Here is a 19,224-nt window from a genome sequence, read left to right as displayed (position 1 = left end):
CACGCGCTACCCGTCTGTGGAAACCAACAGCCAATTCGGATCATCCGAGCCCATGACACGGGCAAAAACCCATGTATCTTTTTGGCGTTTGATTTCTTTGCTGCTGCCCTCGACAACCTCGCCCTCGCGGTTGCGAACCTCCGAGGTCAGCTCGCCGACGAAGCGGATGGTGAGTTCGGCTTCTTTCGTGGTCTCGTCCATCTTGGCGTCGATCAGTTCCATCTCGCGCACGCCGATGAAAGTCGCCTCGATCGTCAGACCTTGGTCCTCCCGCGCGGCGACGCCGTCAACAAAGCTTTCATAGACGTCATCAGCCAGAAACGGCTGAATTTCGGCCAAATCGCCCCGCTCATAGCCCATGACGATCATCTCATAAGCGCCGCGCGCGCCTTGCAGGAAATCGCTGACACCAAAGGACGGCTCGACCCGCTTCATCTCGGCCAAGGCCTTGCCCGAGGGGCTGTCTTCGGGAACGTGGTCGGTGATATCGAGATCCGGACCACCTTCGATCACTTCGAACGCGGGGCCGCTGCGGGCGGTTGGCGTTTGATCGGTGACCGGGGGCTTTTCAAAACCCTCACGCGTGCCAAGCACGTTTTTCAGCCGCAGGATCAGGAATACGGCGATACCGGCAAGCACCAGAAGCTGTATCAGGGGAGAATTCATCGAAACCTCATTCAGGGGTGGCATGGAAACATGCGAGTTAAGCTCTTATGTAGGTGTTCGACCGGGGCAAGTCCACTCTGCCCCCAGCGAAAGGACTCCGCCGCATGTGGCTATTGATCGCATTTATCGCCGTGCCTCTGATCGAGATCACGCTTTTCATCCAAGTCGGTGGCGCCATCGGCCTTGGCTGGACGCTGGCCGTGGTGGTTTCGACCGCCATTTTGGGCACATGGTTGGTGCGGTCTCAGGGTGCGCTTGCGCTTGGGCAGTTGCGCAGTTCCTTCAATGATCTGCGCGACCCGACCGAGCCTTTGGTGCATGGCGCGATGATCCTGTTTTCCGGCGCGCTGCTGCTGACGCCGGGGTTCTTCACCGATGCTGTTGGCTTTGCCTTTCTGGTGCCGCGCTTTCGCGCCGCCGCCTATCGCGCGATCCGCGACCGGGTGAAGGTCCAAAGCTTTGGCACCCCCGGCGGCATGGGGCCGCGGCCCGGGCCGCAACGCCGCGGCGATCCGCGCGGTGATGTGATCGACGGGGATTTTCACGAAATTCCCGAACAGCCGCGCCAGACCAGGGGCCCCTCGGGCTGGACTAAGGATTGAGCGGCCCGTGCCGACCTGTTAAGTCCGGGTAGATTTAAGAAATTCACCACAACAGGACACAGAAAATGGCAGAAAACGAAACCGCACAACCTAAGCAGCCGCAGATGCGCGTGATGGGCCAGTTCATCCGCGACATGTCGTTCGAGAACATCATGGCGCAAAAGGGTGCCCCGGCGGATGTACAGCCCGACGTGCAGGTTCAGGTCAACCTCGACGCCAAAAAGCGTTCGGGCGACAACCAGTATGAGACCGCGATCAAGCTGAACATCACCTCCAAGGCGAAAGACGGCGACGCGACGCTTTTCGTGCTGGAAATCGACTATGTCGGTATCTTCCAAGTCGAAAACGTGCCGGAAGAGCAGATGCACCCCTATCTGCTGATCGAATGCCCGCGCATGATCTTCCCCTTCCTGCGCCGCATCGTCAGCGACGTGACGCGTGACGGTGGCTTCCCGCCGCTGAACCTTGAGAACATCGACTTCCTATCGCTCTATCGCAACGAAGTGGCACGCCGTCAGGCCGAAAACCCGCCAAAAGCCGACGCCTAAGCGTCAGCCAAGCTGTTTCCACAGCGCGTCGTCGCCCAGTTTGCCGACAAATTCGGCATGGGCGGCGGCTTCGGCCTCTGTCAGACGCGAGGGCAGGGGCGTGGGCCGCGGTTTCGGGGTCCAGCGCGTCTCTGGCTCGCCCGTCTTGCGCTCCGGCGCCGAGGACAGCGCGAAATCCGGCTGCCGCCCCCCAATCAGTTCCAGATAGACTTCGGCCAAGATCTCACTGTCGAGCAGAGCGCCGTGCAGCGTCCGCGAGGTGTTGTCGATGCCGAAGCGGCGGCACAGAGCGTCGAGCGAAGCGGGTGAGCCCGGAAAGCGTTTGCGCGCGATCTCAAGCGTGTCGAGCGCCTGTTCCCACGGGATTTGCGGCAGGCCCATCCAGCGCAGTTCGGCGTTCAGGAATTTGATGTCGAAGGCGGCGTTGTGGATGATCAGCTTGGAATCGCCGATAAAGTCGAGAAACTGCCGCCCGATCTGCGCGAACTTGGGCTTGTCGCGCAAAAAGTCATCGCCCAGCCCGTGCACCTGAAAGGCTTCCTCGGGCATGGAGCGTTCGGGATTGATGTATTGGTGATAGGTCTCGCCCGTGGCCATATGGTTCATCAACTCGACCGCGCCGATCTCGACGATGCGGTCGCCGCTTTCGGGGTCAAAGCCGGTGGTTTCGGTATCGAGCACGATTTCACGCATGGCGCAGTCTTTCCCTGATGTCGCGGATCACCGCCCGCACCTGCGCGCGGGCATGGTCGAGCGTGTCGGTCACTATCACATAGTCCGAGCGGGCGCACTTCTCTTCGGCGGGCATTTGCTTGGCGCGGATGGCGTCGAATTGCGCCTCCGTCATCGTGCCACGCGCCAGTACGCGCTCGCGTTGCACCTCTGCCGGGATCGTCACGCAGGCCACGGCGTCCATCGCAGCCTCGCCGCCGGTTTCGAACAGCAGCGGGATGTCGAGCACGGCGATGTCGCTATCCGCCTGCGCCAGAAACGTCGCCCGGTCTTTGGCCACCAGCGGATGCACGATGGCCTCAATCCGGGGCAGGGCGGTCGGATCGGCGGCGATGATCTCTTTCAATGCGGCACGAGAGACGCCATCGCCCTCGATGGCCTCCGGGAAAGCCGTCTGCATCGGCGCCGCGGCAGCCCCGCCCGGGGCATAAAGCCGGTGCACCGCCGCGTCGGCGTCCCAAACGGCGCAGCCTTCCTCGGCAAACATCTTTGCCGTGGTCGATTTGCCCATGCCGATGGAGCCGGTGAGCCCGAGGTGAAACATCAGCGCAGCACCGCCGTTCGCGTGGCGCGGTCGACCTCGGGCCGCTGGCCGAACCAACGCTCGAACGCCGGGACCGCCTGATGCAACAACATGCCCAGCCCGTCGACCGTGACGCAGCCCATATCCTCAGCCGTTTCAAGCAGATGGGTGCGCAGCGGGGCATAGACGAGATCCGTCACCACCGTGCCGGAGCGCAGCCCATCCAGAGGCACCCGCAAGGCGCCTTTGCCGATCATGCCAAGCGATGTGGTGTTCACCAACAAACTGGCGTGATCGATCATATTGCCCGCTTGCACCCAATCGACGACTTTGACCCGGCCGCCGAAATCGCGCTGCAACTGCTCTGCCCGGACGCGGGTGCGGTTTGACAGGCAGATCTCAGGCACGCCAGCATCCAAAAGCGACGAGACAACCGCCCGCGCGGCGCCCCCCGCGCCCAAGACCGCCGCCGGTCCGGCCTTCGGATCCCAATCCGGCGCACCGGCCTTGAGGTTTTCGATGAAGCCGTAGCCATCCGTATTATCCGCATGAATCTTGCCATCGGCGCGAAAGATCAACGTATTGGCCGCGCCGATCAGAGTGGCACGGTCGGTGATAAGATCCGCGATCTCCATCACCGCTTCTTTATGGGGGATCGTCAGGTTCACCCCGACAAAACCCATCTTGGGCAACGTTCTCAGCACCTCTTCCAGATCGTCGGGCGCGACATCAAGCGGCACGTAATGACCGGCGATGCCATAGGTCTCCAGCCAATGGCGATGCAACTGCGGGGATTTGGAATGCGCGATGGGCGATCCGATCACACCGGCGAGGGGGATTTTGGGCAGGCTCATGTCGTGAGGTCTCCGCGCAGCGTCAGGTAATTCAGCAGTTCAAGAAATGGCATACCGAGGACGTGAAAGTAATCCCCCTCAATCTGGGTGAAGAGCCGCACGCCTTCCTCTTCGAGCTTGTAGCAGCCCACCGCGTGGCGAATGCTCTCCCAGTTTCGCGCGACGTAGTCTTCTATATAGGCGTCGCTGGCCTCACGCATGCGCAGCCGCACCTGACCGACGTGCCGCCAGAGCGGTTCACCGTCTTCATAAAGCACGGCGGCAGAGAGCAACGAATGCCGATCCCCGCGCAGCCGGTGAAGCTGCGCAATCGCCTCGTCCCGATCATGCGGCTTGTGCAGCATCTCTCCGCGATGTTGCAAAACCTGATCGCAGCCAAGAACCAGCGCGCCGGGGTGCCGCTCGCTCACTTTGCGGGCTTTCATCTCAGCCAAGGTATCGGCGAGGTCGCGCGGCTTGGCCTCTTCGGCCCGCAGCGCGGCGGTTATCATCTCTTCGTCAATCTTGGCTGGGATCACTTCATGCGGGATCGCGGCCTGCGCCAAAAGCTGCGCCCGGATCTCCGAGCCGGAGGCGAGGATGATTTTCTGCGGCATGTGGATAACCCTGTGATGATCTGGCGCAAATCTTGAGGATTTGTTCTGCGAGATAAAAGTTGACAGCACAAGCCCGCAGATCTCGCCCCGAGTCGCGGTTTTTGTCGCCGATTCCCACCCCGATGAATAGGGATAAGCCGCTTGTGCGTATAACCACGAGACTTCACCGGTTATCCCCGCTTTGATACATTTTGTCCCCCGGAAAATACGCGAGCAAGATCTTGAGAAAGTTCGACATTCTCGAATCGGGGCCGGCTTATCCACAGGGGGCCGCGAAGTTTGTTCACCTGTTGATAAGCGGCGGTATAAATCATTAATCCACAGGATTCAGGCGCCCTACAATCAACTACATCTTTTCTCTTTTCTTATTTATTAAGAAAGAAGCACGCACACCGGAGCCTTCCCCATGTTCGATCTTCTCAGCCTCGCTTATCCATGGATCAAAGCGCTCCATATCGTGTCGGTCATCAGTTGGATGGCGGCGCTCTTCTACCTGCCGCGCCTCTTCGTGCATCATGTCGAACAGGCGGGCTCCGCCGGGCGGATGCACGAGACTTTCGCGATGATGGAATTCAAGCTCGCTCAGTTCATCATGCGGCCCGCGATGATGGCGACATGGGTTTTCGGCCTCGCCCTCGTTCTGACGCCCGGAATCGTGGATTGGACGATGATCTGGCCATGGACCAAGGGGGCCAGTGTCATCGCCATGACGGTTTTCCATGTTTGGCTGAAAAAACAGGTCAAATCCGTCGAAAGCGGCTGCAGTACCGTCACGGGCCGTCAGTTCCGGCTTTTAAACGAAGTGCCGACGCTGCTGATGATCGTGATCGTCTTCTCGGTGGTCGTGAAATTCTGAGGCAATTGACTCAAGCCGCGCTGCCGCCTATATCTGCGCCACTGTCCCGTCCGGGGCGGTTTCTGCTTGCCACATTCAAATGATCGACCAGCCCGCATTCTGCTGCGGCTGAACAGGATGCTCCATGACAACCGAAACGCTGAACCTCGCTGATCTCAAGGCGCAGACGCCGAAAAACCTGCTCGCCATGGCCGAAGAGCTGGAGATCGAGAACGCCTCGACCATGCGTAAAGGCGAGATGATGTTCCAGATTCTCCGCGAACGCGCGGATGACGGTTGGGAGATCTCGGGCGACGGCGTGTTGGAAGTGCTGCAGGACGGATTCGGCTTCCTGCGTTCGCCGGAGGCGAACTACCTGCCGGGCCCCGATGACATCTACGTCTCGCCCGACATGATCCGCAAATGGTCGCTGCGCACCGGGGACACTATCGAGGGGCTGATCAAGGCGCCCGATGACACCGAACGCTATTTCGCGCTGACCGAGGTCACCAAGATCAACTTCGAGGCGCCCGAGAAGGCGCGCCACAAGGTTGCCTTCGAGAACCTCACGCCGCTTTACCCCGACGAGCGTCTGACGATGGAGGTTGATGACCCTACGATCAAGGACCGCTCCGCGCGGATCATCGATCTGGTCTCACCCATCGGTAAGGGCCAGCGCTCGCTGATCGTGGCCCCGCCGCGCACCGGTAAGACCGTGCTGCTGCAGAACATCGCCAACAGCATCGAAAAGAACCACCCGGAGTGCTACCTGATCGTCCTGCTGATCGACGAACGGCCCGAGGAAGTCACCGACATGCAGCGGTCAGTGAAGGGGGAGGTCGTCTCCTCCACCTTCGACGAGCCCGCCACGCGCCACGTCGCCGTTTCCGAGATGGTTATCGAAAAGGCCAAGCGCCTCGTCGAGCACAAGCGCGACGTTGTCATCCTGCTCGATTCGATCACCCGTCTGGGCCGCGCCTTCAACACCGTGGTGCCGTCCTCTGGCAAGGTCCTGACCGGTGGTGTCGACGCTAATGCCCTGCAACGGCCGAAGCGTTTCTTCGGGGCCGCGCGGAACATCGAAGAGGGCGGCTCGCTCACCATTATCGCCACCGCGCTGATCGACACCGGCAGCCGCATGGACGAAGTGATCTTTGAAGAGTTCAAAGGCACCGGCAACTCCGAGATCGTGCTGGACCGCAAGATCGCCGACAAACGCGTCTTCCCGGCGATCGACATCCTCAAGTCCGGCACCCGGAAAGAGGACCTTCTGGTCGACAAAGTGGACCTGCAGAAAACCTTCGTGCTGCGCCGCATCCTCAACCCGATGGGCACCACCGATGCCATCGAATTCCTGCTCGGCAAGCTAAAGCAAACTAAGTCGAATTCTGACTTCTTCGACTCCATGAACACCTGAGTTATTTCGTAATAACAATAGGTTAGTGAAATATGGACACGATATTCGCCCAAGCGTCAGCGCCGGGCCGTGCCGGGGTTGCGGTGATCCGCATTTCCGGCCCACAGTCCTTCGCGATCGCGCAGGAGATTTCCGGCAAACGTCCTGAAGGACGCGAAAGCGTGTTGCGAAACCTCCGCGGCACGGGCGGAGAGGTTATCGACCAAGCTTTGGTCCTGAGCTTCCCCGGGCCAAACTCCTTCACTGGCGAGGATGTGGTCGAGCTTCAATTGCATGGTTCTATCGCCGTGGTTCGGGCGATGCTTTCCCTGCTCTCGACCTTCCCCGAAACTCGGATGGCCGAAGCGGGGGAGTTCACTCGCCGTGCGCTAGAGAATGAAAAGCTGGATCTCGCGCAGGTTGAAGGGCTGGCAGATCTCATCGAAGCCGAAACAGAAGCACAGCGAAAGCAAGCGATTCGCGTTTTATCGGGCCACCTCGGCGCACGGGTCGAAGATTGGCGGAAAGATTTGATACGCGCCGCTGCGCTTTTGGAGGCCACGATCGACTTCGCGGACGAAGAGGTGCCTGTCGATGTCACCCCCGAGGTAGAGGCGCTGCTCTCGAAGGTCGGCAAGGAATTGCAGGCCGAAGCGGAAGGCACCTATGTCGCCGAACGGGTTCGAAACGGCTTCGAGGTCGCGATCATCGGTGCGCCAAATGCAGGCAAGTCGACGCTCTTGAATGCGCTAGCGGGACGCGACGCAGCGATCACCTCTGAAATCGCGGGCACTACCCGCGATGTCATCGAAGTTCGAATGGACCTCGGCGGGCTGCCGGTCACCCTGTTGGATACGGCGGGTCTGCGTGAGAGCGAAGATAAAGTTGAAGCCATCGGGATCGAGCGCGCAATCGAACGCGCCGGGGCGGCAGATCTGCGGGTGTTCCTCGCGGCGCCGGGTGAGGCCTTGGCCCTTACACCAGAGGAAGAGGATATTGTTCTCCACCCCAAGGCAGATCTCGTTGGTATTGAAGCGAACGGTATCTCAGGGAAGACCGGGCAGGGCGTGTCGGAACTCATTGACCGCATTCAATCTACGCTCTCGGAACGCAGTTCGAGCATCGGACTGGCAACCCATGAGCGGCATCGCGTCGCTTTGCAGCAAGCCGTCTCGTGTTTGGCTGAAGTAGATGTTATCCTGACTCGCGGACCTAATTTCTATGATTTGGCTGCTGCGGAGCTTCGGTTCGCGATCCGCGCGCTGGAAACCCTAGTGGGCCGCATAGACGTCGAGAACCTGCTGGATGAGATTTTCACCAGCTTTTGCGTAGGTAAATGATGGAGTGTTTCACGTGAAACATTTTGATGTGATCGTGATCGGTGGTGGCCACGCGGGCGCGGAAGCAGCCCACGCGTCGGCGCGGGTTGGCGCACAAACAGCACTCGTCACGATGAGCCGCGATGGGATCGGTGTCATGTCCTGTAATCCTGCGATCGGGGGACTAGGGAAGGGCCATCTGGTACGAGAGATCGACGCGATGGACGGCGTGATGGGCCGCGTTGCCGATAGGGCCGGTATCCAATTCCGCTTGCTAAACCGTCGAAAAGGCCCCGCCGTTCAGGGTCCCCGCGCTCAGGCAGATCGGAAAATTTACCGGAAAGAGATGCTGCGCGAGATTGAGGCGCAAGCGAATCTCGACATCATTGAAGGAGAGGTTACCGACTTCCTGATGGACGGCGAAGTCGTTACCGGGGTAGTCTTGGCAGACGGAACGACCATAAAATCGGCGTCAGTGGTTCTTACGACGGGGACCTTCCTCCGTGGTGTCATTCATATCGGCGACGTATCGCACGAAGGCGGCCGCATGGGCGATAAAGCGTCGGTTAAACTGGCCGAACGGATCGATTCCTTTAATCTCACGATGGGCCGACTAAAGACGGGGACACCACCTCGGCTGGATGGCCGCACGATCAATTGGGATATATTGGAAGCGCAGCCCGGGGACGATGACCCCGTCCTGTTTTCCTTTCTCTCCGATAAGGTTTCAGCCTCCCAGGTCGCCTGTGGTATTACCCATACGAACGAGAAAACTCATCAGATCATCAGAGAGAATCTCGATAGGTCCGCAATGTATGGCGGGCATATCGATGGCGTAGGCCCGCGCTATTGCCCTTCGATCGAAGATAAGGTCGTCCGTTTTGCCGATAAAGAGTCGCATCAGGTTTTTCTCGAGCCCGAGGGCGCGGATGATCATACCGTCTATCCAAACGGCATTTCGACCTCCCTCCCGGCGGATGTGCAGGAAGCTTATGTCCGAAGCATGGTAGGCCTTGAGAACGCAACTATTCTGCAACCCGGTTACGCGATCGAATACGACTACGTCGATCCTCGCGCTCTCTCATCGACGCTTTCGGTCCGTACCGTACCCGGCCTCTATCTCGCCGGACAGATCAATGGTACGACGGGCTATGAGGAAGCGGCCGCGCAGGGACTCGTAGCAGGCTTGAATGCCGCCCTTAGCGCCCAAGGCCGGGATGCGGTGACATTTACCCGTTCCGAAAGCTATATTGGGGTTATGGTCGATGATCTGACGACCCGGGGCGTTACGGAACCCTACCGGATGTTCACATCTCGGGCCGAGTTCCGCCTGTCGCTACGGGCAGACAATGCGGATCAGCGGCTAACTCCTTTGGCGATTCAATTAGGCTGTATTTCTGACGCGCGCCGAGATAGCTTCGAGAAGAAAGTTTCCTCCCTAGAGGAGACAAAAGCGAAGCTGGAAGGTACGGAGTATACGCCGAAAGAGCTTGCGAGCGCCGGTATCAAAGTCAACCAAGATGGTTCAAAGCGTAGCGGCTATCAGGTTCTCGCATTTCCCGATGTGGAGTTTGAAGATTTGCTGCCACTTGATCGCAGCCTGGAAGAAACTCCATTCGAGATACGTCGGCAGATTGAACGGGACGCGCTCTACGCAACCTACATCGCTCGACAACAGAAAGAGATCGATGTGCTTAAGAAAGACGAGAACGTTCGTATACCGTCTGATTTTTCCTTCGATGATCTTGCAGGCCTTTCTAACGAGCTGAAGTCGAAGGTATCTTCCGCGCGTCCGGAAACAATGGCACAGGCGGCTCGCATTGATGGAATGACACCAGCCGCGCTGACTTTGATACTTGCTCGTGTGAAGCGCGGGGCCGGAAAGAAGTCAGCATGAGCATCGAAAATGACCTCGATGTTTCACGTGAAACATTGGAAAAGCTGAAAGCCTTTGCCGAAATCGTGAGGAAATGGAATCCGAAGATTAACTTGGTTTCCAAGAGCAGCTTGGACGACCTTTGGTCTCGCCATATTCTAGATTCCGTCCAAATCTTTGAGCTTGTTCCAGGGCCAGGGAAATGGGTAGACCTAGGTAGCGGCGGAGGTTTCCCGGGCATTGTTATTTCGATCCTCAATCAAGCAGAACGCAATTTCGATGTAGTCATGGTTGAAAGTGATCAAAGGAAATCAGCTTTTCTGCGGACGGCCATTCGAGAACTTGATCTTGCGGCAAAGGTGAAAACCGAGAGAATCGAAGAACTCGAATGTCTCGAAGCAGACGTGCTATCTGCCCGCGCTTTAGCCGATCTGACGAAGCTGTTAGGGTTCGCCAAGTTGCATCTTAAACGCGGAGGCATTGCACTTTTCCCTAAAGGTCAAAGCTGGCAACGTGAAGACCTTGAGGCGCGGCAGGATTGGACTTACGACCTAGAGACGGTAACCAGCAAGACCAATTCGGACGCTGCCATTCTAAAGATTAAGGATATCGCCCGTGTCTGACCTTTCTCGTCCAGCTGGACCGAAAATCATTGCGGTTGCAAACCAGAAGGGCGGCGTTGGTAAAACGACGACGACTATCAATCTGGCCGCTGCGCTTGCGGAAGCGGGGAAGCGTATTCTGGTGGTTGATCTGGATCCGCAAGGCAACGCCTCTACGGGGCTTGGTATCGAAGTCGAAGATCGCGAATTTACGACATATGATCTCTTGCTGGACGATAGCCTTCCGCAGGATGTCATTCAACGCACCGAAACGGAAGGGCTGCTCATCGTTCCGGCGACGGTTGACCTCAGCTCTGCGGACATCGAACTCTTTTCGAATGAAAAGAGAAGTTTCCTTTTGCACGACGCACTCCGGCAGACGCAAATGGATCAGTTCAAGTTCGACTATATCTTGATCGATTGCCCGCCTTCACTCAACCTATTGACGGTGAATGCGATGATCGCGGCGCATTCGGTCCTGGTGCCTTTGCAGAGCGAATTTTTTGCGTTGGAAGGGCTTTCTCAGCTCATGTTGACGATAAGAGAGGTCCGGCAAAGCGGGAATAAAGACCTGCGGATTGAGGGCGTTCTACTGACCATGTATGATCGCCGCAATAATCTGTCGCAACAGGTTGAGAATGACGCGCGGGCGAACCTTGGTGAACTGGTGTTCCAAACCGTGATTCCGCGCAATGTTCGGGTGAGCGAGGCGCCGAGCTTTGCCATGCCCGTTTTGAGTTATGATCCCACATCGAAAGGGGCCCAAGCCTACCGCGATTTAGCGGCGGAGCTGACAAGAAACAATGGTTAATAAGGTGGCAGTATGGCAGACAAACAAGAGCGCAAACGGGGCCTTGGCCGGGGGCTTTCGGCACTGATGGCAGACGTAGCGGAGACAGAGAGCGTGGCCGCCAAGGGGGCCGCGGCGGCGGAGCAGTTCGTTCCGATCGAGCGAATTAAACCGAACCCGGATCAGCCTCGTAAGCGGTTTGAGCAAGAGCATCTTGATGATCTCGCGGCCTCAATCAAAGAAAAGGGGGTCATTCAGCCTCTGATCGTCCGCGCTTTGGCCGATGGCAATTTTGAGATCGTCGCGGGTGAGCGGCGCTGGCGGGCCTCGCAGATCGCGAAGGTCCATAGCCTTCCGGTGATCGTGCGCGAGTTCACCGATGTCGAAGTGCTGGAAGTCGCGATTATCGAGAACATCCAGCGGGCAGATCTGAATTCGGTCGAAGAAGCGGCGGGTTATCGTCAGTTGATGGATAAGTTCGGCCATACTCAGGAGAAGATGGCCGAAGCCCTTGGGAAAAGCCGAAGCCATATTGCCAATCTATTGCGTCTGCTGAACCTGCCAGATCCGGTGCAAGAGATGGTGCGCCAGAATGAACTGAGCGCGGGCCATGCGCGGGCGCTGATTCCGGCGAAGGATCCGCTGAAACTGGCGCAGCAGGTCATCAAAGGCGGCCTTTCCGTCCGCGCGACCGAGGCTTTGGTTAAGAAAGATCAGGCCGGCGAGCGTGGTAATATGGTAAATAAGGAGCGTCTCTCGCAGCGCCCAGCGAAGGATGCCGATACGCAGGCGCTTGAAGGCGATCTGTCAGCCAACCTCGGTATGAAGGTTAGTTTGGACCATAAACCGGGTCAGGAAGCGGGTAAGGTGACGTTGCACTATACCACGCTTGACCAGCTGGATGAGATCTGCCGCCTCCTAGGCGGCTCTTAAGGCAGAAGCGTTTCGATCACGGCGTTTAGGACCATAACGCCTTGATCTGAAACAATTAACCTGTCTTTCTCGCGTGCTGCCATGCCGATGTCTTGCAGGTGATTGACGGCCTTTTCGTCGATGTCATGCCCGGCAATATCGGCGTAACGGCTAAGGTCGACGCCTTCTTTTAGGCGCAGGCCCATCAGGAGAAACTCGGTCGCCTGTTCGCTTCGGCTCAGGGCAGTCCGGGGTTTCTCCGTTTCGCCTTTTGCGACACCGTCGAGCCACCGCTGTGGATTGCTATAAGCAACTGTCGCGAATTTCTGCCCGTCCAGCGTCAGCCGCCCATGGGCGCCGGGGCCGATGCCGATATAGTCCCCATAGCGCCAATAGATCAGGTTGTGACGCGATTGGGCGCCATCCCGGGCGTGGTTTGACACCTCGTAAGCAGGCATGCCCATGTCATTGCAGATGTCTTGGGTCAGGGTGAACATATCCGCGCCGAGATCTTCGTCAGGCAGGCCGCGAAGTTTTCCGCGGGCGTAACGGTCGCCAAAGGCGGTGCCTTGTTCGATCGTGAGCTGATAGAGCGATATATGGTCTATCGCGAGGGATAGAGCCTGTTTTAACTCGGCTTCCCATTCCGTGGCGGATTGGTCTTGCCGCCCATAGATTAGATCGAAGCTCACGCGGTCAAAGGTACTGCGGGCAATGTCGAAGGCGGTCATCGCTTCTTTTGCCGTATGCAGACGACCCAAACGTTTGAGATCCGGATCGTTCAGCGCCTGAATGCCCATCGACACGCGGGACACTCCGGCTTGTCTGTAGGCGGCAAAGCGGCCCGCTTCGACTGAGCCGGGGTTGGCTTCGAGGGTGATTTCCAGATCGTTTGCCGTGGGCCAGTGGCCCCGGATGGCGCTGATGATGTCTGCGACGACATCGGGGTCCATTAGACTTGGCGTGCCGCCGCCGAAAAAGACGGCATTGAGCACGCGCCCCGGTGTCTCATCCGCAGCGCGCTGAAGCTCGGCGAGATAGGCATCCCGCCAAGCTGCTTGGTCGATCTGGCGGCTAACGTGGCTGTTAAAGTCGCAATAGGGACATTTCGCCTCGCAAAATGGCCAATGGATATAGAGGCCGAAGCCGCCCTGTTCCCAATCTTCAGCCAAAACAGCCTGCAATCAGTTTCGCAAAGGCATCGGCGCGGTGGCTGATGCTGTTTTTCTGCTCGGCGTCCATTTCGGCAAAGGTGGCCTCGTGGCCGTCAGGTTGGAACATCGGGTCATAGCCGTGACCCTGTTCGCCGCGCATCGGCCAAACCAGTGTGCCGTTCACCTTGCCCGCGAAAACCTCGTCATGGCCGTCGGGCCATGCCAAGACTAGGGTCGCGCAGAAACGGGCGCGGCGGGGGTGAGGGGCGTTCTTTTCTTCTAGCAGATTGCGCGTCTTGGTCATGGCCATGACGAAGTCGCGGCCATTCTCTGTTTCGGCCCAATCGGCGGTATAGACGCCTGGTGCATTGTCGAGCGCTTCGACTTCGATGCCGGAATCGTCGGCCAATGCGGGCAAGCCGGTCGCCTTGGCGGCGGCATGCGCTTTGATCCGGGCGTTGCCGACGAAGGTCGTTTCGGTCTCTTCCGGCTCGGGCAGGTTCATCTCTGCCGCGCCCACCACCTCGACCCCGTGGGGGGCGAAGAGCTGGCGCATTTCAGCCAGTTTGCCGGCGTTATGGGTGGCGATCAGAATGCGATTTTGGGTGAACTTGCGGGTCATGCGGTAACCGATTTTTGGATGGTGGCCAGTTCGCCGACGCCCTTCTCGGCCAGGTCCATTAGCTGGTTCATCTGGTCGCGGGTATAGGTCGAGCCTTCGGCGCTCATCTGCACTTCGATCAGCTTGCCGGATCCGGTCATGATGAAGTTGCCATCGACGCCCGCCTCGGAATCCTCGGGGTAGTCGAGATCGAGCACCGGCTGGCCTGCGTAGATGCCGCAGCTTACCGCCGCGACCGGATCGACCAGCGGGTCAGAAACGACATCGCCCGCTTTCATCAGCTTGTTCACGGCGAGACGCAGCGCGATCCAGCCGCCGGTGATGGACGCGCAGCGGGTGCCGCCATCGGCTTGCAGCACGTCACAATCGACGGTGATCTGACGCTCGCCCAAGGCTGAGCGGTCGACCCCGGCCCGTAGGGCACGACCGATTAGGCGCTGGATCTCGACCGTGCGACCCCCTTGTTTGCCGGAGGCGGCTTCGCGGCGCATCCGCGTGTTAGTGGCGCGGGGCAGCATGCCATATTCCGCAGTGACCCACCCCAGACCTGAGCCTTTGATGAAGGGCGGCACGCGGTCTTCGATCGTTGCGGTGCAGAGCACATGGGTATCGCCCATCTTGATCAGGGCCGACCCTTCGGCATGTTTGGTGAAACCTGTCTCGATCGAGACGGCGCGCATTTCATCGAGTTTCCGGCCAGAGGGACGCATGACATATCCTTTTTGATGTTGCCCGGGGATACCGCCCCACAAGGCTTTGATGCAACCCCGATTGACGTTTGCCCGGCTTGTACCTTTATTAGACAAGAGAGCGAGCACCGATGAAAAACACGCCTGAATTGCTGAAAGACATGAATGACCGATCCCGCGAAGTGTTTCGCCGGGTGGTCGAGGGCTATCTGGAAAGTGGCGATCCGGTTGGGTCGCGCACCTTGACGCGGGACTTCAGCGAAAAGGTCTCGGCGGCGACAATCCGCAATGTAATGCAGGATCTCGAATATATGGGCCTGTTGGATAGCCCTCATGTTTCAGCCGGGCGCATTCCGACACAGCTAGGGCTCCGGATGTTCGTCGATGGGATGATCGAGATCGGCGATCCGACAGAGCTTGACCGGGAGAAGATCGACGCGACACTGGGGAATAATTCCTCTGATGTCGGCGGGCTGTTGGACCGGATCGGATCGGCCCTGTCGGGCGTCACGCATGGTGCGTCGCTCGTGTTGACGCCGAAGCATGAAGCGCCGATCAAACATATCGAATTCGTTTCTCTCTCGCCTGATAGAGCCTTGGTGGTGCTTGTTTTCTCCGACGGCCATGTGGAGAACCGGCTATTCACGCCGCCACCCGGGCAGACACCCAGTTCGATGCGCGAGGCGGCGAATTTCCTGAATGCTTTCGTCGAAGGCAAAACCCTCAGCGAGTTGCAGCGCAGCATCAAGCAGGAGATCTCTAAGCGCCGTCAGGAGATCGACGTGCTGGCACAGCAGCTTGTCGAGAGCGGTGCGGTGCTGTGGGACGCGGAAGGGGAGCATTCCGAGCGTTTGATCGTGCGCGGTCGGTCGAATCTGCTGGGCGGAGAGGCGGAGGCCGAAGACCTTGACCGTATCCGCAGTCTTTTCGATGATCTTGAGCGCAAGCGGGACATCGCCGAATTCCTCGAACTGGCCGAAGATGGGGACGGTGTGCGAATTTTTATCGGCTCGGAAAACAAACTTTTCTCACTTTCGGGTTCCTCTCTGGTCGTTTCCCCTTATATGAACGCTGATCGTAAGGTGATCGGCGCCGTGGGTGTCATTGGCCCGACACGCTTAAATTATGGACGTATCGTGCCGATTGTGAACTACACGGCACAACTGGTGGGAAAGCTGATTTCCGACCGGAACTAGAGGTGGAACATGGCAGAGCCGAAAGAAAACGACTTTTTGGACGAGATCGACAGCGCCGAAGCTGAAGAATACGCCGAAGACATGGCCGAGATCGACGAAGAAGCCCTTGCGGTAGAGGAACTGCGCGCCGAACGTGACCAGTACCGCGACCGTTTCATGCGCGCGCTCGCCGATGCCGAGAATGCGCGCAAACGCTCCGACAAGGACCGTCGCGAGGCCGAGAACTATGGCGGCTCGAAGCTGGCCCGTGACATGCTGCCTGTTTATGACAACATGAAACGCGCGCTGGAAACCACCACCGATGAGCAGAAAGAGGCCTTTGGCCCGCTTCTGGAAGGTGTGGAACTGACGATGCGCGAGCTTCTGAACGTCTTCAAAAAGCACGGCATCGAAGTGATCGCGCCCGAGGTTGGCGACAAGTTCGACCCCAAGCATCACGAAGCGATGTTCGAAGCGCCCGTGCCCGGCACCGTGGCGGGCGAGATCATTCAGGTCGCCGCCGAAGGCTTCATGCTGCACGACCGTCTGCTGCGCCCGGCGCAGGTTGGGGTGTCTTCGACCCCGGCGAGCTAAGCGCGCAGTCAGTCACTTTCGAAAGAGGCGGTCAGGACTTGGCCGCCTCTTTTAGTTTGTAGATCAGCTCAAGCGCTTCACGCGGGGAGAGTTCATCGGGAATGATCTCTTTCAGCTTTTCCTCAACAGGCGACGTTTTCGCCGGGGCTGGTTGCGGGGGCGGGCTAGCCGCGAAGAGCGGCAGATCGTCGATCAGGGTCTTTTGCGTCGCGCCGCCTTCGCGCTCACCTTTCTCCAGTGCCTCCAGCACCACACGGGCGCGGGCGATCACCGGGGCGGGCAGGCCCGCCAGTTGCGCCACCTGCACGCCATAAGAGCGGTCCGCAGCGCCCTTGCGCACTTCGTGCAGGAAGACGACCTCACCCTCCCATTCTTTGACCGCCACCGTGGCATTGTCGACCCCCGGCAGTTTGCCGGCCAGTGCCGTCATCTCGTGGTAATGGGTGGCGAAAAGTGCCCGGGTCTGGTTCACGTCGTGCAGATGTTCCAACGTGGCCCAAGCGATAGAGAGGCCGTCGTAGGTGGCCGTGCCGCGCCCGATCTCGTCGAGGATCACCAGCGCGCGGTCATCGGCTTGGTTCAAGATCGCGGCGGTCTCGACCATTTCGACCATGAAGGTCGAGCGGCCCCGCGCCAGATCGTCCGAGGCACCGACGCGGCTGAAGAGCTGGCTGACAACGCCGATATGCGCCGAAGTGGCGGGCACGAAACTGCCCATCTGCGCCATCAGAGCGATCAGCGCGTTCTGGCGCAGGAAAGTCGATTTACCCGCCATGTTCGGACCGGTCAGGAGCCAGATATTCGCGGCTTCACCCTCGGCACTTAAGTCGCAGTCATTGGCAATGAAAGGCTCGCCCGATTGCTGGGTCAGAGCGCGTTCCACGACCGGATGCCGCCCGCCTTGGATGTCGAAGGCGCGGGACATATCCACGCGCGGGCGGGTCCAATTCTCACTCCGCGCGAGGTCGGCCAGACCGGTGGCCAGATCGACCTCGGCCAACCCGGCAGAGGCTTGTCCGATCTCTGCGGCATGCTCTAGAATTGCGCTCCGAAGGCTTTCGTAGAGCCGCTTTTCGATCTCCTGCGCGTGGTTGCCCGCATTGAGGATTTTCGTCTCCAACTCGGACAGTTCGACAGTGGTAAAGCGCACTTGGTTGGCCGTGGTCTGCCGGTGGATAAAGGTCTCTGACAGCGGCGGGTTCAGCATCTTCTCGGCATGGGCCGCGGTGCATTCGACGAAGTATCCCAGCACATTATTGTGCTTGATCTTGAGCGACGAAATCCCCGTATCAGAGACGAACTGCTGCTGCATGCCCGCGATTACGCTGCGGCCTTCGTCGCGCAGCTCGCGCGCGGCGTCGAGGTCGGCGTCATGGCCGGGGGCGATGAATCCGCCGTCGCGCACCATCAGCGGGGGCTCGGCCACCAGCGCGTGATCCAGCAGGTCAATAAGATCTCCATGGCCCTGCAACCCTTCCGCAGCTTCGCGAAGCAGGTCGGGGAGATCCTGTTGTGTCAGGCTTAGGTGCAAAGCCTCGGCTTCGATCAACCCATTGCGGATCGCGGCAAGGTCGCGCGGTCCACCCCGGTCGAGCGAGAGGCGTGACAGCGCCCGGTCAAGGTCCGGCACATTGCGCAGACGTTGGCGAATGTCTTCGGCAACGCGGGCATTGTCATAGGCAAAGCTGACCGCATCGGCGCGGGAGGTGACCACATCGACAACACGCGAAGGGCTTGAGATCCGCCGCTCCAGCAGGCGCGCGCCCCCGGCGGTGACGGTATTGTCCATGATCGACAGCAAAGACCCGGCGCGGCCCCCGTTCAGCGAGTGCGTCAGTTCCAGATTGCGCCGCGTTGCCGCGTCAATCTGAACGGTGCGGGCCTCGGCCTCTTTCTGAGGCGGGCGGAGCAGGGGCAGCTTGCCGCGTTGGGTGATAGTGAGGTATTCTATTACCGCTCCCATGGCGGAGACTTCGGCGCGGGTGAAGCTGCCGAAAGCCTCTAGCGTTGCAATATCAAACAGGTCGCAGACCCGTTTTTCCGCACTGGTGCTGTCAAAGGCCGAACGGGCCAGACCCGTCAGTGCGATCCCGAAATCAGAGACAACCTCGTGCAATTCCGTCTCTTTCGCCTCTGAGACGATCAGTTCCGAGGGCGATAGCCGCGCCAGTTCCGGCCCCAACCGGACTTGGGCCAGCGGCATCACGTGAAACGCACCGGTCGAGATATCGACCCAAGCCATCGCACAAGCATCGCGCACCTCGGCAAAGGCGGCGAGGTAGTTATGCCGGCGCGCCTCAAGCAGGCTTTCCTCGGTCAACGTGCCCGGCGTCACCAGCCGCACCACGTCGCGTTTCACCACCGATTTATAGCCGCGCTTCTTGGCCTCGGCGGGGCTTTCCATCTGCTCGCAGACGGCGACGCGAAACCCCTTGCGGATCAGCGTCAGCAGGTAGCCTTCGGCGGCATGCACCGGCACGCCGCACATGGCGATATCCTTGCCCTGATGCTTGCCGCGTTTGGTGAGCGCGATGTCCAACGCCTCTGCCGCGGCGATGGCATCGTCAAAGAACATCTCGTAAAAATCGCCCATGCGGTAGAACAGCAACGCATCCGCGTGGTCCGCTTTAAGCTCGAGATATTGCGCCATCATTGGCGTTACTTTTTCTGTCTGCACGGCTGCCCCCTGTTGCCGCGCGGACCCTACAAAACCCCCCGGCGCAGCGAAAGGGGGTGCGG

General features: G+C 59.3%; 20 protein-coding genes. 11 read left to right on the top strand and 9 right to left on the bottom strand.

Going from position 1 to position 19,224, the window contains the following annotated elements; translation table 11 throughout:
• Positions 1–6: 6 nt before the first annotated feature.
• Positions 7–666, bottom strand: a complete 660-nt coding sequence (locus ACGYK4_RS07460; RefSeq protein ID WP_394430359.1) for a Tim44/TimA family putative adaptor protein — start codon at positions 664–666, stop codon at positions 7–9.
• 104 nt (positions 667–770) lie between these two features.
• Here ACGYK4_RS07460 and ACGYK4_RS07455 point away from each other — a divergent pair, with 104 nt between their 5' ends.
• Both ACGYK4_RS07455 and secB read left to right on the top strand, forming a co-directional pair.
• Entirely contained in the window at positions 771–1,268 is a 498-nt protein-coding gene (locus ACGYK4_RS07455) for an FxsA family protein (protein WP_394430357.1), read from the top strand.
• Positions 1,269–1,333: 65 nt separating this feature from the next.
• Entirely contained in the window at positions 1,334–1,816 is a 483-nt protein-coding gene (gene secB / locus ACGYK4_RS07450) for a protein-export chaperone SecB (RefSeq protein WP_394430355.1), read from the top strand.
• A 3-nt stretch (positions 1,817–1,819) separates the two neighbouring features.
• Here the strand turns inward: secB and dnaQ are convergent, their stop codons facing one another.
• Genes dnaQ through ACGYK4_RS07430 form a run of 4 tightly spaced genes read right to left on the bottom strand, consistent with a single transcriptional unit; the run spans position 1,820 to position 4,521 of the window.
• Positions 1,820–2,509 carry a DNA polymerase III subunit epsilon gene (gene dnaQ / locus ACGYK4_RS07445; protein ID WP_271688639.1) on the bottom strand — a complete coding sequence of 230 codons (690 nt, stop codon included), beginning with the start codon at positions 2,507–2,509 and terminating at the stop codon, positions 1,820–1,822.
• Positions 2,502–3,095, bottom strand: coding sequence for a dephospho-CoA kinase (coaE, locus tag ACGYK4_RS07440; RefSeq protein ID WP_394430563.1), 594 nt, complete (start codon positions 3,093–3,095; stop codon positions 2,502–2,504). Before coaE ends, dnaQ begins: the two co-directional genes overlap by 8 nt.
• Complete coding sequence (locus ACGYK4_RS07435) at positions 3,092–3,925, bottom strand: shikimate dehydrogenase (protein WP_394430351.1); 834 nt, start codon at positions 3,923–3,925, stop codon at positions 3,092–3,094. The genes coaE and ACGYK4_RS07435 overlap by 4 nt, the downstream gene beginning before the upstream one ends.
• Positions 3,922–4,521: a Maf family protein gene (locus tag ACGYK4_RS07430; protein ID WP_394430349.1), complete on the bottom strand. Its 600-nt coding sequence runs from the start codon at positions 4,519–4,521 to the stop codon at positions 3,922–3,924. Before ACGYK4_RS07430 ends, ACGYK4_RS07435 begins: the two co-directional genes overlap by 4 nt.
• 406 nt (positions 4,522–4,927) lie before the next feature.
• On the opposite strand from ACGYK4_RS07430, the gene ACGYK4_RS07425 reads away from it, so the two are divergent.
• The 7 genes from ACGYK4_RS07425 (at position 4,928) to ACGYK4_RS07395 (ending at position 12,272) form a co-directional block, all read left to right on the top strand.
• Positions 4,928–5,377 carry a CopD family protein gene (locus tag ACGYK4_RS07425; RefSeq protein WP_394455849.1) on the top strand — a complete coding sequence of 150 codons (450 nt, stop codon included), beginning with the start codon at positions 4,928–4,930 and terminating at the stop codon, positions 5,375–5,377.
• Between the two features lie 124 nt (positions 5,378–5,501).
• Entirely contained in the window at positions 5,502–6,773 is a 1,272-nt protein-coding gene (rho, locus tag ACGYK4_RS07420; RefSeq protein WP_067267859.1) for a transcription termination factor Rho, read from the top strand.
• 32 nt (positions 6,774–6,805) lie between these two features.
• Complete coding sequence (gene mnmE / locus ACGYK4_RS07415) at positions 6,806–8,092, top strand: tRNA uridine-5-carboxymethylaminomethyl(34) synthesis GTPase MnmE (RefSeq protein ID WP_394455848.1); 1,287 nt, start codon at positions 6,806–6,808, stop codon at positions 8,090–8,092.
• Between the two features lie 4 nt (positions 8,093–8,096).
• Positions 8,097–9,968 (top strand): tRNA uridine-5-carboxymethylaminomethyl(34) synthesis enzyme MnmG, encoded by a 1,872-nt coding sequence (gene mnmG, locus ACGYK4_RS07410; protein WP_394455847.1) that lies wholly within the window; start codon positions 8,097–8,099, stop codon positions 9,966–9,968.
• On the top strand, positions 9,965–10,570 hold the full coding sequence (gene rsmG, locus ACGYK4_RS07405; protein WP_394455845.1) for a 16S rRNA (guanine(527)-N(7))-methyltransferase RsmG: 606 nt from the start codon (positions 9,965–9,967) through the stop codon (positions 10,568–10,570). Before mnmG ends, rsmG begins: the two co-directional genes overlap by 4 nt.
• Positions 10,563–11,360, top strand: a complete 798-nt coding sequence (locus ACGYK4_RS07400) for a ParA family protein (protein ID WP_394455843.1) — start codon at positions 10,563–10,565, stop codon at positions 11,358–11,360. Before rsmG ends, ACGYK4_RS07400 begins: the two co-directional genes overlap by 8 nt.
• Positions 11,361–11,372: 12 nt before the next feature.
• Positions 11,373–12,272, top strand: a complete 900-nt coding sequence (locus ACGYK4_RS07395) for a ParB/RepB/Spo0J family partition protein (RefSeq protein WP_394455842.1) — start codon at positions 11,373–11,375, stop codon at positions 12,270–12,272.
• Here ACGYK4_RS07395 and hemW read toward each other — a convergent pair.
• Genes hemW through rph form a run of 3 tightly spaced genes read right to left on the bottom strand, consistent with a single transcriptional unit; the run spans position 12,269 to position 14,737 of the window.
• Positions 12,269–13,423 (bottom strand): radical SAM family heme chaperone HemW, encoded by a 1,155-nt coding sequence (gene hemW / locus ACGYK4_RS07390; RefSeq protein ID WP_394455840.1) that lies wholly within the window; start codon positions 13,421–13,423, stop codon positions 12,269–12,271. The two genes, ACGYK4_RS07395 and hemW, sit on opposite strands and share 4 nt — an antisense overlap.
• Positions 13,416–14,027, bottom strand: coding sequence for an RdgB/HAM1 family non-canonical purine NTP pyrophosphatase (rdgB, locus tag ACGYK4_RS07385; protein WP_394455839.1), 612 nt, complete (start codon positions 14,025–14,027; stop codon positions 13,416–13,418). The genes hemW and rdgB overlap by 8 nt, the downstream gene beginning before the upstream one ends.
• On the bottom strand, positions 14,024–14,737 hold the full coding sequence (gene rph, locus ACGYK4_RS07380; protein ID WP_271688630.1) for a ribonuclease PH: 714 nt from the start codon (positions 14,735–14,737) through the stop codon (positions 14,024–14,026). Before rph ends, rdgB begins: the two co-directional genes overlap by 4 nt.
• Positions 14,738–14,847: 110 nt before the next feature.
• On the opposite strand from rph, the gene hrcA reads away from it, so the two are divergent.
• Both hrcA and ACGYK4_RS07370 read left to right on the top strand, forming a co-directional pair.
• A complete protein-coding gene (gene hrcA, locus ACGYK4_RS07375; RefSeq protein WP_394430331.1) occupies positions 14,848–15,912 on the top strand; it encodes a heat-inducible transcriptional repressor HrcA in 1,065 nt (354 codons plus the stop codon).
• Between the two features lie 9 nt (positions 15,913–15,921).
• Complete coding sequence (locus ACGYK4_RS07370) at positions 15,922–16,485, top strand: nucleotide exchange factor GrpE (protein WP_067267873.1); 564 nt, start codon at positions 15,922–15,924, stop codon at positions 16,483–16,485.
• A 31-nt stretch (positions 16,486–16,516) separates the two neighbouring features.
• Here ACGYK4_RS07370 and mutS read toward each other — a convergent pair whose 3' ends face one another.
• Entirely contained in the window at positions 16,517–19,138 is a 2,622-nt protein-coding gene (gene mutS, locus ACGYK4_RS07365; protein WP_394456132.1) for a DNA mismatch repair protein MutS, read from the bottom strand.
• Between the last annotated feature and the right edge of the window lie 86 nt (positions 19,139–19,224).

This window comes from Sulfitobacter sp. 1A13368 (assembly GCF_043557275.1).
Classification (GTDB): Bacteria; Pseudomonadota; Alphaproteobacteria; order Rhodobacterales; family Rhodobacteraceae; genus Sulfitobacter; species Sulfitobacter faviae.
This window is presented reverse-complemented; position numbering and strand designations above follow the sequence as displayed.

Excerpts from the sequence above, each read along its gene's own strand:
- ACGYK4_RS07425 (WP_394455849.1), top strand. The coding sequence starts at position 4,928 with ATGTTCGATCTTCTCAGCCTCGCTTATCCATGGATCAAAGCGCTCCAT.
- hrcA (WP_394430331.1), top strand. The coding sequence starts at position 14,848 with ATGAAAAACACGCCTGAATTGCTGAAAGACATGAATGACCGATCCCGC.
- rsmG (WP_394455845.1), top strand. The coding sequence starts at position 9,965 with ATGAGCATCGAAAATGACCTCGATGTTTCACGTGAAACATTGGAAAAG.
- mutS (WP_394456132.1), bottom strand. The coding sequence starts at position 19,138 with ATGATGGCGCAATATCTCGAGCTTAAAGCGGACCACGCGGATGCGTTG.
- ACGYK4_RS07370 (WP_067267873.1), top strand. The coding sequence starts at position 15,922 with ATGGCAGAGCCGAAAGAAAACGACTTTTTGGACGAGATCGACAGCGCC.
- ACGYK4_RS07460 (WP_394430359.1), bottom strand. The coding sequence starts at position 666 with ATGAATTCTCCCCTGATACAGCTTCTGGTGCTTGCCGGTATCGCCGTA.
- secB (WP_394430355.1), top strand. The coding sequence starts at position 1,334 with ATGGCAGAAAACGAAACCGCACAACCTAAGCAGCCGCAGATGCGCGTG.
- ACGYK4_RS07430 (WP_394430349.1), bottom strand. The coding sequence starts at position 4,521 with ATGCCGCAGAAAATCATCCTCGCCTCCGGCTCGGAGATCCGGGCGCAG.
- ACGYK4_RS07455 (WP_394430357.1), top strand. The coding sequence starts at position 771 with ATGTGGCTATTGATCGCATTTATCGCCGTGCCTCTGATCGAGATCACG.
- mnmE (WP_394455848.1), top strand. The coding sequence starts at position 6,806 with ATGGACACGATATTCGCCCAAGCGTCAGCGCCGGGCCGTGCCGGGGTT.
- ACGYK4_RS07395 (WP_394455842.1), top strand. The coding sequence starts at position 11,373 with ATGGCAGACAAACAAGAGCGCAAACGGGGCCTTGGCCGGGGGCTTTCG.
- rho (WP_067267859.1), top strand. The coding sequence starts at position 5,502 with ATGACAACCGAAACGCTGAACCTCGCTGATCTCAAGGCGCAGACGCCG.
- rdgB (WP_394455839.1), bottom strand. The coding sequence starts at position 14,027 with ATGACCCGCAAGTTCACCCAAAATCGCATTCTGATCGCCACCCATAAC.
- rph (WP_271688630.1), bottom strand. The coding sequence starts at position 14,737 with ATGCGTCCCTCTGGCCGGAAACTCGATGAAATGCGCGCCGTCTCGATC.
- ACGYK4_RS07435 (WP_394430351.1), bottom strand. The coding sequence starts at position 3,925 with ATGAGCCTGCCCAAAATCCCCCTCGCCGGTGTGATCGGATCGCCCATC.
- dnaQ (WP_271688639.1), bottom strand. The coding sequence starts at position 2,509 with ATGCGTGAAATCGTGCTCGATACCGAAACCACCGGCTTTGACCCCGAA.